Source organism: Peribacillus sp. FSL R5-0717 (genome assembly GCF_038002945.1).
GTDB lineage: Bacteria > Bacillota > Bacilli > Bacillales > DSM-1321 > Peribacillus > Peribacillus frigoritolerans.
Map to the genome: position 1 here is coordinate 1,843,416 of NZ_JBBOOF010000001.1, position 17,244 is coordinate 1,860,659.

At 42.1% G+C, this 17,244-nt stretch carries 10 protein-coding genes; 2 read left to right on the forward strand and 8 right to left on the reverse strand.

The window, feature by feature from the left end; all coding sequences use genetic code 11:
• Positions 1-5 precede the first annotated feature (5 nt).
• From NYE65_RS08985 to NYE65_RS08995, 3 genes are all read right to left on the reverse strand, one after another.
• Positions 6-1,373 (reverse strand): APC family permease, encoded by a 1,368-nt coding sequence (locus NYE65_RS08985; protein ID WP_340860629.1) that lies wholly within the window; start codon positions 1,371-1,373, stop codon positions 6-8.
• 56 nt (positions 1,374-1,429) lie between these two features.
• Positions 1,430-2,368, reverse strand: coding sequence for an agmatinase (gene speB / locus NYE65_RS08990; protein WP_340860631.1), 939 nt, complete (start codon positions 2,366-2,368; stop codon positions 1,430-1,432).
• Between the two features lie 786 nt (positions 2,369-3,154).
• Entirely contained in the window at positions 3,155-3,739 is a 585-nt protein-coding gene (locus NYE65_RS08995; RefSeq protein ID WP_340862116.1) for a GerAB/ArcD/ProY family transporter, read from the reverse strand.
• An 18-nt stretch (positions 3,740-3,757) separates the two neighbouring features.
• On the opposite strand from NYE65_RS08995, the gene NYE65_RS27220 reads away from it, so the two are divergent.
• Both NYE65_RS27220 and brnQ read left to right on the forward strand, forming a co-directional pair.
• The gene (locus NYE65_RS27220) at positions 3,758-4,138 is read left to right on the forward strand and encodes a GerAB/ArcD/ProY family transporter (protein WP_445670446.1); all 381 of its coding nucleotides are present in this window, start codon (positions 3,758-3,760) and stop codon (positions 4,136-4,138) included.
• Positions 4,139-4,640: 502 nt separating this feature from the next.
• Complete coding sequence (gene brnQ, locus NYE65_RS09005; RefSeq protein WP_323603437.1) at positions 4,641-5,981, forward strand: branched-chain amino acid transport system II carrier protein; 1,341 nt, start codon at positions 4,641-4,643, stop codon at positions 5,979-5,981.
• 552 nt (positions 5,982-6,533) lie between these two features.
• Here the strand turns inward: brnQ and NYE65_RS09010 are convergent.
• The 5 genes from NYE65_RS09010 to NYE65_RS09030 all read right to left on the reverse strand — a co-directional run bounded on the left by NYE65_RS09010 (position 6,534) and on the right by NYE65_RS09030 (position 17,199).
• The gene (locus tag NYE65_RS09010) at positions 6,534-7,073 is read right to left on the reverse strand and encodes a DinB family protein (RefSeq protein ID WP_239859513.1); all 540 of its coding nucleotides are present in this window, start codon (positions 7,071-7,073) and stop codon (positions 6,534-6,536) included.
• A gap of 602 nt (positions 7,074-7,675) precedes the next feature.
• Positions 7,676-8,551: an L-serine ammonia-lyase, iron-sulfur-dependent, subunit alpha gene (gene sdaAA / locus NYE65_RS09015; RefSeq protein ID WP_053536547.1), complete on the reverse strand. Its 876-nt coding sequence runs from the start codon at positions 8,549-8,551 to the stop codon at positions 7,676-7,678.
• Positions 8,552-8,591: 40 nt separating this feature from the next.
• On the reverse strand, positions 8,592-9,254 hold the full coding sequence (gene sdaAB / locus NYE65_RS09020; RefSeq protein WP_034310833.1) for an L-serine ammonia-lyase, iron-sulfur-dependent subunit beta: 663 nt from the start codon (positions 9,252-9,254) through the stop codon (positions 8,592-8,594).
• Between the two features lie 749 nt (positions 9,255-10,003).
• Positions 10,004-14,335 carry an endonuclease gene (locus NYE65_RS09025; RefSeq protein WP_340860641.1) on the reverse strand — a complete coding sequence of 1,444 codons (4,332 nt, stop codon included), beginning with the start codon at positions 14,333-14,335 and terminating at the stop codon, positions 10,004-10,006.
• A 53-nt stretch (positions 14,336-14,388) separates the two neighbouring features.
• Positions 14,389-17,199 carry a bifunctional metallophosphatase/5'-nucleotidase gene (locus NYE65_RS09030; RefSeq protein ID WP_340860643.1) on the reverse strand — a complete coding sequence of 937 codons (2,811 nt, stop codon included), beginning with the start codon at positions 17,197-17,199 and terminating at the stop codon, positions 14,389-14,391.
• Between the last annotated feature and the right edge of the window lie 45 nt (positions 17,200-17,244).

The window sequence follows — 17,244 nt, forward strand, 5'->3', positions numbered from 1 at the left end:
ACTGATCATTGCACGAGTTTCACATCGAATTCTTCTTTTTGCTCTGCAAAATTCAGTTCAGGAGGACGTTCCTTAAACATTTTTGTTAAGTACAATAAGTAAATGAACCCTACTGTCATCCATGTGATTCCTAATACTAATGAATGGATATCCAACTTTGTCATAAACAATATAGTTATGCCGGTGCCTATTAAGGGAAGAAGGAAATATAAAATGATACTCTTAGGAGATCTCTGCTTATGTCTCACAAAATAATGGATAAGCACTGCAAGATTAACGAAAGTAAAAGCAAACAGTGCCCCAAAATTAATGAAAGAAGTAGCCGTTGCGATATCCAAAAATACGGCGCTCATTGCAACACAAGCAATGATCAAGATATTGAATATGGGCGTTTGAAATTTTGGAGAAACATATCCGAATATCCGCTTAGGCAGAACATTATCTCTCCCCATTGCATACAAAATCCGGGCTCCGCTGCCTCCTGAAGCTATCGCAGAAGCAGTAGCGGATGTCACTACGACAGAAACAAACAAACTATTCAGAAAATTACCCCCGGTATAAATCATGATATCGACTATAACTGTATCAGGGTTCTTAAAAGCATTGAAATTCGGGAAAATCGATTGTGCAAAATAGGTAGCTGCAACAAATAATAACCCTCCAATCAATGTCGTAGCATAAATAGCTTTAGGAAGTGTTTTTTTCGGATTTTTGGTCTCTTCTGCAAGTGTAGTAACCGCATCAAACCCAAGAAAACTAAAACATAATAAAGGTACAATCGAAAGCAGATTATTAATATTCACGTCTGGACTAAAAAAAGGATCTTTAGAAAACAACTCCCCGGTGCCTTTTCCTGCTAAAAGTCCATTTATGCAAAGCAGGCTGAAGATCATGATAAAAAGAAATTGAAATATCACCAAAAAGGTATTCACATTTGCAGCGACCTTAATTCCTAAAATATTAATCGTTGTCACAGCAATGATAAAAGAAATGATAACGGCAACGATAGGAATACCAGGGAAATAAGCATTCACCATAATCCCAAAAAGTAAAGCGCTGATCATAGGACTGAAAAGATAATCCAATAAAATCACCCATCCTACCAGGAAACCAAGGTGTGAATTAATACCTTTCTGCACAAAGGTATAAGCTGACCCGGTAGTGGGATATACCTGAACCATTTTTGCGTAACTATATGAAGTGAATAGCATGACAATTAACGCGATTATGTATGCTGTCGGAATCATTCCATGGGTACGATCAATAGCGATGCCATATGTGCTAAAGACTGTCACAGGCGCCATAAAGGAAAGTCCAAATACAATCACATATCTTGTATTCAGTAAACGCTTAAGCTCGGGTAATCCTTTCATCGCAAAGAACTGCCTCCTTTATTAAATAAATGGGCTTTTTTTAAGTTAAAGTGATTTTAATTATCTTCTTTCGCACCTAATGCTGCCAGGCTGGCAAATTCATGTACAAGTGTTGCCGCTAAAAGTGAAGTGATCTGACTTGGATCATATGAAGGCAGCACTTCAACCACGTCATATCCTATAAAGTTAAATCCAGTTAGGGAACGTATCATTTTTAATGTTTCATAGCTGCTAAAACCACCAATTTCAGGTGTACCTGTTCCTGGGGCAAAAGAAGGATCAACGAAATCTATATCAAATGTCAAGAAACAAGGGGTGTTACCAATCGTTTTTCTAATCTCTTTCAAAACATCTTCAAATCCACGATTGGAAAGTTCACCAGTTGTAATCAGACGATAACCTAAATCGAGGCTTGCCTGTAAATCTCCAGAGTGGTTTAGCGTGCCGCGGATTCCTATTTGAAACACTTTATCTTCCTGCAGTAAACCTTCTTCGTAGGCACGAATGAAAGGAGATCCATGCCAATATTTTTCCTCATAATATGTATCCCAGGTATCTGTATGGGAATCAAAATGAATCATGGCTATAGGTCCATATACCTTTGCCGCAGCTCGTAAACTAGCTAAAGTAACAGAATGGTCTCCCCCTAATCCAATCGGTATGACCCCTTTGGACATCAATTCATGAATGGATTCCTTCATTAGCTCATAGCTTCGATGAATATTATGGGGAATAACAGGGATATCGCCAATATCAATGGCGTTCATTTGTTCAAAAGGATATACATTATGAATCGGATGATAGGGAAACAGGGTCATGGATGATTGGCGAATGGCTTGGGGAGCAAACCTGGCTCCTACCCGAAAAGACGCTGCTGTATCAAAAGGCATACCTACAATTGCCAGCTTTGCATCATGCTTTTGAGAAGGTAAACGCATAAAAGTTCCTGTTGTACAAAACTCTGGCTTTACATCTGGTGTAAGTGGATATTTCATAATTATCATCTCCTGGTTTTAAAAGTCTTCTGATATGATTTACAAATACAATGTGTAATCGCTTACAAACCATGATTCATTGAATTACTTTTTATGTATAACACCTACTTTTTTGCACTATATTAACTAACGGTAGTTAGTATTACACCAAATATAAACATAATTGTTAAAAAAGTCAAACTATTTTTTATAGTCGATTTGACTATTTCGTAATACCAAAAAAACGTTCCGTGATTCCGGAAATACGCTCCCTTTCCGCCGACTGCCTGCCAAGCCTCCTCGACACAAGCCCCTGTGGGTCTCGACTAGCCAGTATTTCAGCAGGAGTGTCGCAAATTTCCTCCATCCATTAAGGATTACTGTAAAAAACCATGAAGGAGCATCTAGTCTTAAACTTGGTTCTAATGAGCCAGCATACGGTTTTTTCTTAAATTACATTTCAGGTGATTCCGGAAATACGCACCCTTTCCGCCCCTGCCAAGCCTCCTCGACGCAAGCGCCTGTGGGGACTCGACTAGCCAGTATTTCGGCAGGGGTGTCGCAAATTTCCTCCATCCATTAAGGATTACTGTAAAAAACCATGAAGGAGCATCTAGTACTGTTGATTGGAACGGAAGGTGTAAGACTCCTGCGGGAAAAGCGGTGCCGAGGGCCGACCGCCCGGAAAGCGAGTGCCTGTAGTGGAAATAGACGGTCGAGGAGTTCTATAAAACTGAGACAAAGTAAAAAATGACACCTGAGCTTCTAATGGAATTTCACACTAGTTTCTTAACTGATAGACCCGCCTTAGTTACGTTGATCATTTTTCTGAACTTTGGCGATTATTAGTAATATCAATGGCAGCAGAAACCCGAATGTCATGGCATAAAACGGCCAGATTTCTGTAATGAATTTATTATAATGGACAATATTCGGTGACATCATCAGAGTAAAGGCAATCAAGAGGATACCAAACGGAAAAACCAGAGGACGATAATCTCGCAATTTTAACGTTTGTGCCGTACCTAAAACGGTCACATAAAAAAACAAACTAAATCTAATAAAAATTGTGATGAACCATATTATGGCTATTATTGCTTCCAGCCGCGTCAGGAAATCAGCGATATTTATTTTCTTTGCCAACAAATAGATTGAATAATTTTGTCTTGTTATTGACTCGGAACCAAGTACAAGAATGGCTAACATGGTTATAATGATCAAAACACTTCCAGCCAACAATTGACCGACAAAAAGGCTTTTTCTTATTCTGGCTTTTTGACTTACGAACGGGAGGATCATTAGAATCGCAACCGGTTCAATAAACGGAAAAACAATAAATGGTATAGAACCCCGTATAACCTGTTTCACTCCCCCCTCCCATACGGGTTGCAGGTTTTGAAATTTTCGGGCATGATAAGCGTGGCAATAGCACCGTTATTGATTGTTTTGATATATGAGGCCTTAAGGAAATGTTATCCTGATTTAACATTAGTGGAATACAGCCAAAAAATTCTGGGGAAGTGGCTGGGAATGGCAATTTCTCTTCTATTTATAAGCTACTTCTTTATAACTACAGCGACATATCTGAGTGAAATTGGTGATTTTATGATAAGTCATATTATGCCTGATACTCCGATTCAAGTGATCATGATTCTTTTTATGAGTGTCGTCCTCATGGCCGCGCGTCTTGGTTTGGACCAAGCATCTTGTTCAGCTTCGAAAGCGACAACGGAGGGAAGGACTAAAATAGAATCTCCAAGCGTATATAGAATCACTAATATCAACAGTTGACGGCTTCCGATTTTACCCTTCTCGAGCATTTTCATAAGTTCCTTTCACGACAAAACGGTAAGTTATAGACAAAACGCAGAAATTCTGATTCCATAACCATTATTGACAGAAGAAGACTATACAAACCCTGTTGAGTACAAGTTATTTTTACTCCCCCTTTTGTCTACAAACTCAAGCGCTGCCAAAGCAGCTCCCTTATTACCGCATCAAAACCGTCACTTTTTATCATGAGCTCAAACTGCTTCGCGACGCAAAGCAGTTTTTTCCGTATCCTCATTTCCTTTATATTTCAAATTTCATGAGTATGAGCAGACTTTAGATGTTCAAAATAAGATAAGGGCGGATCACTGATCATCAAGGTAAATAATAAAAAACAAAAAATATATTGAAATATCAATTTAATTTAGTTATAATACTGTACGGTCTTAGTATTACTGTTTATATAATTTTTAGAAAATTTAATAATTTTCTAAAATAGCAAATTTTGGTCGGAGGGTTTATTTTGTCTAATAAGGTTCCATCTTCATTTATAGTAGTGATTGGGTTCATGTTATTTGCCCTTTTCTTCGGTGCAGGGAATTTAATTTTCCCGCCAATGCTTGGTCAATCGGCAGGTATGAATATCTGGTCGGCTAATGCAGGGTTTTTGGTCACAGGAGTAGGATTACCGTTACTTGGTGTGCTGGCACTCGGTTTTTCTGGAAAAGATGACTTACAATCATTAGCAAGCCGTGTCCATCCAGTCTTTGGTATTGTATTCACAACCATTCTTTATTTAGCCATTGGTCCATTATTCGCCATGCCTAGAACAGGAAACGTTTCTTTTGAGATTGGTGTAAAACCTTTTTTGCCTGAAGATCCAGGTCCATTGCCTTTACTTATTTTCACCATCATCTTTTTTACAGTTTCATGCCTTCTTTCGCTCAATCCCGCGAAAATTGTCGAAATTGTGGGGAAAGTTTTGACACCCATCAAGTTGACGTTCATTGGAATCCTGGTGGTAGTCGCTTTCGTTAATCCAATTGGAGATTTTGAAGCACCTGCCGAGCACTATATGGTTCAACCATTTTTCAACGGGTTCAGAGAAGGATATTTAACAATGGATACTCTTGCATCTTTTGTTTTTGGCATCATCATCATTAATGCCATCAAAGAAAAAGGTGCGAAAACAAAAAAACAAATCATGATCGTTTGTGGAAAAGCGACTGCCATTGCGGCGGTTATCCTTGCTACCATTTATACAGCTCTCTCTTATATGGGTGCTTCAAGCGTTGGGGAACTTGGACGCTTGGATAATGGAGGCATTATCTTGGCGAAAGTCTCGGATTACTACTTTGGATCATATGGTGGGCTATTATTGGGCTTAATGATCACAGTAGCTTGTATTACGACGAGCGTAGGACTCATTACCTCTTGCTCGACGTACTTCCATAAACTATTTCCAAGTCTGCCTTATAAAACGATTGCCATAAGTTTATCCATTTTCAGTGCAATCATTGCCAATATTGGACTAACTGAGTTAATTGCCATTTCAGTACCGGTTATGACAGCCATTTATCCATTAGCCATTGTTTTGATCTTCCTAACATTTCTTCATTCCTTATTTAAGGGAAGACCTGAAGTTTATCAAGGCAGCTTACTTTTAACATTCATCGTCAGTCTATTTGATGGATTAAATGGAGCAGGTGTACACATTACATTCATCAATGATTTCTTCACTGCAATACTTCCTATGTATGAAGCTGGGCTTGGGTGGATCGTCCCCGCCATTGTTGGGGGATTCATTGGGTATGCAAGCAGCGTCTTAAAGTCGAAGTTCGGTCATGATCACCAAATAGATTAAATGATATAAAATCAGTCCAGGCATATAAACTGTAGACGAACTCGAGATAAGCGAGTTTGCCTACAGTTTTTTTATTAAAAAACGTCTCAGTTGGTTTCATCCCATAAACCATAACCAAGTCTTGTTTTCATAATTTCAATTTACGATGGCGTCACCGTCTCAGCACTGACCGCTATAACCTCATAAAGATCGGAAACCTCACTGCTTTCATCCGTGAAGGCTTGGAACTGTTCTTTAATTTAAAAACAAATAAAAACGTAAGCACACCCACTCCGAGAAATATTCTTTTTTCCTCCGTCTTGTCTTGGGCCATGTTGAAGATTGACATTAACCAATATACCATAAACTGTAACTCATTATGGGTAATCCACCATAAATATCCAACCACTCCGTAACTCAACATACAAAAAAGCTGCCATAAAGGCAGCTCCAGACTGAAAGAAAAGCAAGTTTGTCTTCGGGTTCTTTTTTATTAAACAATCCTGTGGATAACGGTAAAAAACACTAAGGATGGTTCGGGGTGAGACCATGTTGATAGCAGGGATAAAAACATCACATTTCTTTAATTTCACATTTATTCCGTAATTTCTTCAGCAATTGGAAAATCTGACCTCGATGATGTGATTCATGTTCAATCAAATGGTAAACGACCCATTCAGGTGTAACGTCATATTGATCAAGTACCCTCGGTTTACGCCAATCCGTCAGGTCCATCGTGCGGAAGTTTGAAAGAAATACCTCACGCACCTTATTGAGTCGGTAGAAATGTTCGTCCAATGTTTGTCCTTCAATATGATTTAGGGAGCCATCTTCAGCACGGCACCCTACTGGAAACAACGCGGATATTTCCGAATCCCATTCCGTAACAAGGACCTCTTCGTATAACCAATCTGCCTCTATCAGCGCGATGTGATATAACATCGAGCCAATCGTTTGCCTTTCATCGATTTTCGAATCGAGTATATTTTGGCTGATTCCAGTCAATTCCGATATAAGCGTACGGCGAACATCTTCTAAACACCATAGCCACCGTCCAATTTCCTCATCATATCCCGGTAATGCTGATACAAGCAATGCTCTTCTCTCCAACAAGACCATCCTCCTCTTCATGAACGTACATTCTATTTAAAAGTGTTGTTTCCTTCTTTTAATGGAAAAATATCCTTTATGGCCGGACAAAAAGAGCAATCTTTTCGATTGCTCCTTTTTCCGATTTTTTCGTTTATGTTATCGATATCGCAGATCGAAATTAGCTCCCCAAAAAAAGATTGGCTCTCATCTCCTCTGATATACGCCTGCCCTGTAGATAATCCTGTTCCCGTTCTTGTTCAACCATCATGCGTTGCTCCAGTTTTTGAGCATATAGTGCATAGCCGATTCCATGAGCCTGAAACATCGCTTTTTCCATTGCCGACGTGTACGTTAGTTCGAGAAAATTAATGAAGAATCAATCCTTCCCATAGTGAATTTCGTACTCATCTTATCATTGAAAGGGATAACTCACAAAGTTGCTATGGCTCCATATTCACTGATAATTCAGATTTTTCAACGACTGTTTCCATCTCCGTGTCCAAAAACGCCAAATCCCTCGGTCTTCCTCTAATTTCCTTTTTTCAATCACAAAATTACCTCATTTATTTTTAAGACAAATTAAAAATCCCATTAACAAACCTCTTGTTAATGGGATTGGATGTTTATTTATATGAACCGAAAATTTCCTTTGCCAATTTTCGCCCAGTAGGAGTCGCAGCAAGGCCGCCTTCTGCCGTTTCACGAAGTGCAACCGGCATGGTCAATCCTATTTTATACATGGCATCGATCACTTCGTCACATGGAATGCGGCTCGTAATGCCCGCAAGTGCCATATCAGCTGCCGTTATTGCGTTGGATGCACCCATTGCGTTACGTTTCACACAAGGAACTTCAACCAACCCAGCCACTGGGTCACAAACCAATCCAAGCATATTCTTCAAAGTGATCGCCATCGCTTCTGCCGCTTGGCTTGGTGTACCGCCGGCCAGTTCCACTATCGCAGCTGCGGCCATTCCGCTTGCCGAGCCCACTTCTGCTTGGCAGCCACCAGCCGCTCCAGAAATGGAAGCATTGTTTGCAACCACAAATCCGAAGGCAGCGGAAGTGAAAAGAAATTCAATCATCTCTGCCCGGGTCGGGTTTAATTTTTCTTTCACGGCAAATAATGTACCGGGCACAACGCCCGCAGAACCTGCAGTCGGAGTGGCACAAATCATTCCCATTGCTGCATTCACTTCGTTCGTCGCAACAGCTTTACTGACGGCATCCAATAATAAATTACCAGCCAGTGCCTTGCCCGACTTGATATAATTTTGCAAAAGAACGGCATCTCCGCCCGTTAGGCCTGTCACGGATTGCACACCTTTCAGACCTCTTTCCACCGCTTGTTCCATCACTGTCAAATTCCTGTCCATCTTTTCGATGATCTGTTCTCTCGACAGGCCTGAGAACTCCATTTCTTGTAAAATCATGATTTCCGCGATTTTCACATTTTTACTTTCAGCAAGTTCAACCAACTCTGCTACATTTCGGAACATGTTTTTACCTCCATATCTATGCCAGCACTTTTAATGATGATCATTCAACCATCCTTATGACTTGCGACACGTTTTCCAATCCTTCAATTTCCATCATGACATCGCTCTGGATTTTCTGATCGACTTCAATCACCATGAGGGCCATTTGGCCTTTTTCTTTTCGTGAGACTTCCATATGACCAATGTTGATTTCATGATTCGCCAATACGGTCGAAACGGAAGATATGATTCCAAACACATCGTTATGCACGACTAAAATGGCTGGGTTTTCCCCTGACAATTTGAGCTTGAATGTATTCAGTTCCGTTATTTCTATCGTTCCGCCGCCAATCGAGATCCCGACAAGTTCCAATTCCTTATCCTCGTCGAACAATCTGATTTTGACTGTATTAGGATGATCCATCACAGTATCCTCGATTGTAAAGGAAACGTCCATACCGGCTTCTTCCGCTATCGTTAAAGAGGCAGGGATTCGTTCATCATCCGTATCGAAATCCAAGATCCCACCTACGACAGCAACATCCGTACCGTGTCCCCTGTATGTTTTTGCAAAAGAACCATATAAAGAAATAATCGCTTTCTTCGGTTGCTTTCCAAATAATGTCCTTGCTACTCTGCCAATTCTGGCAGCTCCTGCTGTATGTGAACTTGAAGGTCCAATCATGACGGGACCGATTATATCGAATGCAGATCTGTATTTCATCGTGTAATGCCCCATTTCTGGCAATAAATTTTTTAACCGTCTTTTAAAGTGAATGAAGATCAAAAAGCGGCATTATTACTATATTAAAATATTTTTATCATTCTTGCAATGAAAACCCTTTCATTGCATATCCCATATTAACATATATTACATAACATACCTACCAATATTTTTTTATTATTTAACTTAGAAATAATATTTGATTTTTCAGTATTTTAAGATAATTAGCCTTTATCCTTTAAATTTGAAGAAAACAAAAAAAAGCAGCCTGGCGGACACTTTTAATAAGGATGTTCCTAAACCAGCTGACCCAAAGCAATTCCTTCAACCGATCAGTACGGTTTGCATCTAATTTTATAACTAAGCTGATCGTAGCGGGTGTTCGTGACTCCTGTGCGGAAAGAGAGTACCTGGAATGGAAATAAACGTTTCAATTCTATAAACACTCAAAAATACTGTAGGAAAAATCAAGTATTATCGAGTTTGTAGACAAATGGGGCTCTTTCTAAAAGGTAATACAAAGTTGATTGGAGCGTAAGGTACGAGACTCCTGCGGGAAAACGTGTCCAGGGGAGACCCCGCAGGCGCAAAGGCGCCGAGAAGGCTTCCCGGACCGCCCGCGGAAAGTGCCTGGAGTGGAAATCAACGTTCAAATTGTACAAGCCATAAAAATAGACAAACTCGATTTCATCGAGTTTGTCTACAGTCTGAAAGCAGCCATCAGGCTGCTTTTCCCTTCGATCTCCGATTTAACTCGCCTTTTTTTCATCTCTGGATCCAGCGGGACCCCAAATTTCGGATGCCCATTCAGGATGGTCGATGAATGGATTGCGGTTATTTTGCCAGTCCTGAATGACATCGTTGCGATGGCTCTCGAAATCGTCGACTGGATCGAGCTCATTCCATTTCAAAAGTGTCGATAGCTTTCCATGAAGCGGCTTCGGATACGTATTGACTGTATCGGATAATTCAAGATCCAACTCGCCGTTTCCTTCATATCGGACGGCCATGTAAAATAGCATCCGTGCTATATCGCCTTTAACATGGTCTGGCGGCTCCCATGAATCTGAATCAAACTTACATTCACATCCACTATATGTTTGACCCCCCTCGTCGAAATCAAGGTGGCCTCGTTTTCCATTGACTGTCACATCAGCGGGACGGAGGTGATGAAGGTCTGTCCCGGGACCTTTGCTTGTCCCAAAATCACCGTGGGACTTTGCCCAAACATGTTCGCGGTTCCATTGTCCGGTATTGCCCCCATTCGCGTTCTCCGAGATCGATTTTCCAGAGTAAAGCAAGATGACATTCTGTTTGTTCACCGGATCTTCATCCGTTTCTTTAAGGGCATTCCACACTTGATCATAAGATAGCATCGTATGGCCCTTAATTATCGAGTGCAGAACCGCTTTCAATTCCGTTCCCGTTTTTCCTGCCGCCGCTTCGTAATAAGCTTCAAGCGGCTTATCATTCGATACGGTCAACGTGAAACGGGCAACCGTTTCCGATAGCTGGTCCTCGGCCTTGACTGCGACAAGGTATGTTCCAGCTTCATTTGCAGGAAGCGTTAATGTCTGGCCAGTGACTGTACCGATAGTGGATGAAAAGGTCAGCTTATCCCCATCAGGATCTGAGAAGTGCTCACTTAAATCGATGGTGACCTTTGAACCGGCTTTCACTTCAAGATTTTCCAGTGTTTTCGTTAAGACGGGCGCATGATTTTCTTTAGGGTCGAAAGGGGAAGCAATTGCTTCCCCCTTGGAATCGAAAAATTTGATATTCGATGTGTCGACACCTTCTGTTACCGACCATTTCTGAACATTTTCAGCGCCTCTGATTTCTTTTACATTGGCATTATCAATGATGACTTCCTTCACCGCCATGCCGCCAAAATCAATGATTGCACCATCCTTATCCGGTTTAATCGTCACAGCAGCATTCTTCAGCCCAAGGCCTTTGAGTACAGCATATGAACCTTTTAACCAGATACCTTCTTCGATGCTGGATGTTTCGTCAATATCGATCAAAGCACTAGGTGAAGCAATCGTAAGTTTTTTTGTTATAACGTTTGTCAGATTATATGTTTTTTCTGGAGCGGGAGTTTCAACTCCGCCTGATTCAGATAAAATGGTTGAAATCAGTACAGGGTCATGATCACTAGCCCTTCCGTGAACTTCCATGAAGGATGAATTTATATGGACAATATCAACTTTTGTGGCCGTGGCCATATTATTCGATACCAGGATATGGTCCAGTACTTGTGAGTTGCCTTGGTATGTGTAAGAATAACGTTTTTCAAAAGGGACTTTCTCGATCATATTGGTTAAATCCTTGCCCTTCAATGTGTTAAGCGGAGCCGAAAATTCAAAATCATTAAAGTCTCCAAGCAGGACGATATTCGCTTCGGCATCCTGTGACTTGATATCACTGACAAACCGATTGACGATCGAGGCAATTTGAAGCCTTTGCGTTTCACTTGAAAGGACAGGTGGCTGGTTTTTGCCGAATAACGGCTGGTCACCGCCCTTGGAATTGAAATGATTGGCCACCACCACTACGCTTTCGCCTTTAAATTCGAATTGAGCCGCTAAAGGCTTTCTGCTTGATTTGAAGGCGGGATCGGCAGGCTCGATTCGTCCAGGGTTCAAGGTAAGTTTTCCATCTTTGAAAGCCACGGACTGTGTTGCCGTCCCTTTCGTTCCTTCAGTCAATTTGACACGGTCGACATTATATAAAAAGCCTACACGGATATTCCCGCCAGGTGCACCGCCATCAAGTTTATCTTCTGGAGCGATATCGATGTATTGATATTGCGGTCCGCCCAGCTCTTTTATTTTGTCGGTTAACTTCTTGGCACTTTGGGCAGAATCCGTTGTCCCGCTATCTGTTGCCCCATCGTTATCCTGCATTTCCGTTACCCCGATGATATCGGGTTGTTTAAGATTGGTAATGATGGAAGTTGCGATCGTTTCAACTTTCGAATTAGCGGTTTGAGTGGAGAAATTCTCTATATTATAGGAAGCGATCGATAGCTCATCAGCATCCTTCTCTAAAGATGTCACTTCCCTGACCGCACCGCCATCCTTTAACGCCGGCAGCTGGGCTTTATCCGTCACTACCCTATAGTTGCTATATCCATAGCTGATTACACCGGTAACCGGGCTTTCAAAGAAATCACCCGTTTTGGCTGCAAATGATTCATCATTTATATCCAGGGTAATTCTTTCAGGGTTGAAATCCGTTTCCGTTATTTTGACGCCTCCAACTGCTGTCGTCGTTTCCATATTCCCTGGGATCACGACCAATTCACCATAGTCTTGGGGAGCAACCACTTTCGGGTTATATACTTCTACAAGCATTCCTTCCAGACTCTCGTAGAAATCAATGCCGTCTTCACCCGGATTAAAATCTGTCAATCTATCATCATCAATGTTCTCAGACGGCGGAATGACATCCTTTCCGATGACGATCGGTTCTGGCATCGATGCAGTGCCAAGCTTTTCAATCGTCGTATTGGTCAATTCAGTTGTTGGCAGATCCGTCGTTTTCATTTCAGCGTATCCTTCGATATACCATTCGGCGACTTTACCTGCCACTTTGACATGATCGCCCGCTTTTAGACCATGCGCTTTGTTATACACAAGTATTCCCTCGGAAGTCGTTAAGTCCTTATCCGGGTTGGGATCTTGCATGTAAAAGTTATTCGCATCTTTTACATAAGTGACGACACCTTCCACACCTGAGACGAGTTGAGTTTCATAAGATGAAAAATGATTCATCCCCTGAATGTCACGAATCTTCACTTCAGTGGTTTTGTTAACGGTATAGGCAAATGTGAAAACTTCCGATGTCTTGTCGTTGACAGCGATTGCCTTGATGACCGTATCTTTCGTTAAAATGATAGGTTCTGTGTACACAGCACTTGATGACGTTGGTGCGGATCCATCCAGCGTATAATGGATTTTCGCTTCTACCCAACCAGATTCAAGTGATACTTTTGTATTTTCACTAACCGTACCAGGGAAAATATCCGTGTAAACGGCCGGTTTGTTCACCAGTTCATAATCTTCAATACCACGCGGCTTCAACTGGTACGTGTCATTGAACCTCGATCCGATTCCGGTTACGGAAATGACATCCCCTGCTTTAAAGCTTTTCACGAAATCTTCATAGCTCGAACCGGTCCGGTTATCATGGCGAACGATGACGGATTTCCCTTCAATATCTTCCGCTTTGAATTCAAATGTTCCGTATGTGCCCGATGGGGCCAATTCTGTAATGGTCGCCTTATCGATGGTGACCAGCTCACCTTGTGTATCCTCATTTACCCCTGAGGCATCAATCTTTTGGATTACAGGAAGTTCATTATCAGAAGATACGACTTCAAGGGAAGTTGGTTGGATTTGTAATTCCTTATTATAAGCGGATACTTGTCCGATTAATCTAACCTTATCCCCTTGCTTTACTTCCGCAGGCCACGATGAACCATAAACATATAGCCCTGCCGTTTCATCTTGGATATAAAAACCTTTTCCTCCCCAATAACCAAGTCCCGTCGTGACCACCCCATCGACCTGCACGACATCTTCCGTATTCGTGCGCGCCTCGGCAATGGAATCCAGAACCTTCACATCAGGCTGTTCAGGTGTTGTTCCCCCATCAGTGATGATCGTGAAATCCGTTGCGGATTTCAGGCCGGGTACTGAAAAGTACTTTTCCAGCTTCCCCGTAATCGTCACCTGCGCTTTAAGTAATTCCGGATGTTCCACCAAATTCAAGGCCGTTCTGATACTTCCGGCCGGAAGCTGAACAGGCATGATTTTCTTAACATCCGTTTCATCCGGACTATCGGCAATGCCTATGTTCGTACTTTCAGTAAAAGGCGATGTTTGTTGATAGCTTGTACCGCTTTTAGCTGTACCGACGATATATCCCTTCACCGTCGCCGTTCCGCTGTTATTATTAATCGCTTCCACGACCGATATTGTCCCTTCGGCATTTGCTGCGGCTGCATTTGGCAGAACCGTTGACAGTATGATCAGTATGGCAAAGAAAAGCTTGCTTATCCCGTTCTTCTTCAAGATCTCAACCCCTCCAACTTTTTCCACAGGCTCAGCAATCATTTGAAAACCGCTTAAAGAATGGTTTCGCCATTCACCGTGACACCGCTCAGGCTTACGTTCTTACCGTTAAGTCCCGATAAATCCAAATCACCCTCCACTGTAACCTCTGAAAAAGTAAAATCCTCCGGAGGAGTTCCCGTTAATGTAAGATTCCCTATAACCACTGCATGTTCCAATGAAGCAATATCCGTGATATCCACAACTACATTGCCTTCATGTGTTTTTGGCTCATCAGCCGTTCCGCCAAAGTCTTTAGCCAATACCACGGTCGGGTCTGTATCACTTCCCGCCACATCCTTGATGCGTCCTTCGATGCTTGGATCGACAGTTTTCAGCCCGCTTACATAATCACGTAAATTCTCCCAATCAGCGAGTCCGATATCCGTCACTCTTCCTTCTTCATAAGCCTTCTTGAAAACGGTGAATCCATCTCCGCCCTTGGCTGTAAAAGCATTGGTCGCCACGACATATTCCTTCGCTGGATCCAATTCGGAATATGTTCCATCTTGTCCAAGGACTTCTGCCTTTGTCACACGATTGCCTGCTTCCTTCGAGCTGTCGTAGGTGAATTTCATTCCGGAAACATGCAGGAAGCCGCCATTTTCCTTAGGGGCGAGGCTTACACTATGCTCTAATGCTTCATTGATTTCTGCACCCGTAAGCTTCATCGTCGCTAACGTATTCCCAAACGGCAAAACGGTGAGGATTTCCCCTAAAGTGATTTCACCTTGATCGATGCCAGCGCGGATTCCCCCGCCATTTTGGAATGCGATTGCCGTATCCTTATTGAATTCCTTCGCTTTACTAAGCATTCCATCCGTAATTAAATTACCCAGTTCCGTTTCATTTTTGCGGACGCTCGGCTTGGTTGCATCCCCTGCATCACGCGGTGTTTCCAAGGCCTTCACAGCTGTTGCACCTGTCTTCGTTTCCTTCAGTTCCTTAATCTTCGAGGAATAGGTTTCGAGCACTTTTGCCGCTTCAGCATCATCCTGTTTTTCAGAAAGCTTAATCAGCTGACCGGCTTGTCCGACAATCTTGCCTTGCTTATCGAATTCCACATCGATCGTTCCTAAATAGTCGCTATATTGATACCCTTGGACAATGACAGTCGGCTCTTTCGTTTTGCCTTTATCATCTTTGTCGACAACAACGGGGGCGTCCAACTGCGTATGGCTATGTCCGCCCACGATCACATCGATGCCCTTGACCTTGGCAGCTAATGTCAAATCATTGTCATAGGCTGCATTGTCATCGTAACCGATATGGGATACGGCAACGATCTTATTGACCCCCATGCCTTTGAAGGCCTTGACCGCCTTTTCGGCTTCTTCAAGATAGTTTTCGAATTCTATACTTCCTGGGCTTGAAATATCTTTCGTCTCTTCAGTTGTAAGCCCGAAGAACCCTACCTTTTGGCCATCCACTTGTTTTATGATGCCATTGTATATCTTCCCTTGCTCCGGCTTACTTGAAATCAGGTCCGAGAATAGTCCCTTGAACTTTTCATCTTTGGAGAAGTCCACATTGGAACTGACAAACGGGAACTTTGCCCCTTTGATGAAGTCAGCCAAAGCTTGATGACCTTCGGCGCTGGAACCCAAATCAAACTCATGATTCCCGAATGTCATGACGTCATATTTCATTAAATTCATGAAGCGAAGATCCGCTTGCCCTTTGAATTCATTAAAATAGAGAGTTCCCGAGAATACATCACCTGCATCAACTAAAAGAGCTTGGGGCTTATTCTTACGCACTTCCTTAACAGCCGTCACCCTTTTGGCCACATTATCCAAGTGGGCATGCGTGTCATTCGTATGCATCAAGGAAAGCGTGATCGCTTTCGCAGGATTTTTCAAAGCTTCTTCAGCGGCAGCGACTTTCTTATCCGCCAATGCCATTTTCGAAAGGAATTCCTTTCGATCCGACTCCTTGATTCCATTTAAATGAATCGCTGCTTTCGCTTTTTTAGCCGCGTTTATCTGTTCTTTCGTTTTAAGTTCCCCATTGGCAAGAGCTACATAGGCATTTACCCGCTTTGCCACTTCTTTTTTCTTTTCTGCATATACCGCATCATCATACTTACCTTTCACTTCTTTAACATAGGCGTGTATGGCTTTTCCGAGCTTGGATGTTTTGCTGACCTTCTTCAATTGCGCAGAAACGGTTTGCATGCGCTTATCCGCGGTCTTCAAATCACCTTTCTTCACCCAGTAAGCAGCTTTTTCATAGTAGTGTGGAACTTTCAGGTCACCGTTCAAAGCTGTTTTGGTCGCTTTAGTGAATTTATCGTATAGGAGCTTTTCGATTTTCGCACCGTAAACCGTATCTTTAATATCCTTATCTGCCTTTTTCACGGCTTTATCCAGTGCTTCGTATTGATTCCTGATATCAATGGATTTCTTGGCAAGTATTGAATTCGTAAGGTTGCCAATCGATTTGCCATGTGCAGCTTTTGCTTTCTCAGCCGCTTTATATCCTTTTACATAACCTTCCGAACGAGTGATGTACTTATCATAAGCTTCGATTTCTTTGTATTTGGCATCTTTTTCTTTTTTGCTTAACATTGATTTTTTAATGGTAGAGTTGATGTCTTTTTTTGCTTGTTTTGCAGACTTGATTTGTTTTTCAATAGTGGACACTGAAGCGAGTTTAGAAGTGTAGAAATAGGTATCGAATGGTTTTTTGATGGCGGCCTTGGCCGTTTTGATTTTACTATTCAGGCTAGTGGCAGCATCCGATGGTGCCGGCGCTACTGCTACGATCGTTGTCGCAGCCATTATGGTAGCTGAAGCAATTTTTACGATTTTCTTTTTCCCCATTATCGTAATCCCCCCATTAGTTCTATACTGGCATAACATTCTGCT

What these genes read in the sequence shown, in the direction of transcription:
- NYE65_RS08985 (WP_340860629.1), bottom strand. Translation starts at nt 1,373, where the DNA reads ATGAAAGGATTACCCGAGCTTAAGCGTTTACTGAATACAAGATATGTG.
- speB (WP_340860631.1), bottom strand. Translation starts at nt 2,368, where the DNA reads ATGAAATATCCACTTACACCAGATGTAAAGCCAGAGTTTTGTACAACA.
- NYE65_RS27220 (WP_445670446.1), top strand. Translation starts at nt 3,758, where the DNA reads ATGATAAGCGTGGCAATAGCACCGTTATTGATTGTTTTGATATATGAG.
- sdaAA (WP_053536547.1), bottom strand. Translation starts at nt 8,551, where the DNA reads ATGTTCCGAAATGTAGCAGAGTTGGTTGAACTTGCTGAAAGTAAAAAT.
- sdaAB (WP_034310833.1), bottom strand. Translation starts at nt 9,254, where the DNA reads ATGAAATACAGATCTGCATTCGATATAATCGGTCCCGTCATGATTGGA.
- NYE65_RS09030 (WP_340860643.1), bottom strand. Translation starts at nt 17,199, where the DNA reads ATGGGGAAAAAGAAAATCGTAAAAATTGCTTCAGCTACCATAATGGCT.